Here is a 231-nt window from a genome sequence, read left to right as displayed (position 1 = left end):
CAAAGGCTGCTATGATATAATTTAAAAACTGAATGCTAAATTAGAGATTTCAAATGAAACTTCGTGTGTTATTTGAAGTGATGGAATTCCGGCTTCTACGTTCCGGTCAACGAACATTCCCATTCTCATATCATAGATCCGGTCGGCAACCCCAAAATAACGGTCACCATGGGAGATAGCAATCACCGCATTATGCTGTTTTTTTAGCTCCTGCAGCAGGGTGGTATAAAA

Annotated in this window: 1 protein-coding gene; it reads right to left on the bottom strand. The window is 40.3% G+C overall.

Annotation, left to right across the window (positions count from 1 at the left end; translation table 11 throughout):
• Positions 1-21: 21 nt before the first annotated feature.
• Positions 22-231: hypothetical protein (locus tag KVT36_RS32390; protein WP_217607538.1), on the bottom strand; the 210-nt coding region annotated here is incomplete at its 5' end.

The sequence above is a fragment of the Chitinophaga sp. GbtcB8 genome (genome assembly GCF_019091455.1).
In the GTDB taxonomy this organism is placed as follows: domain Bacteria; phylum Bacteroidota; class Bacteroidia; order Chitinophagales; family Chitinophagaceae; genus Chitinophaga.
This window is presented reverse-complemented; position numbering and strand designations above follow the sequence as displayed.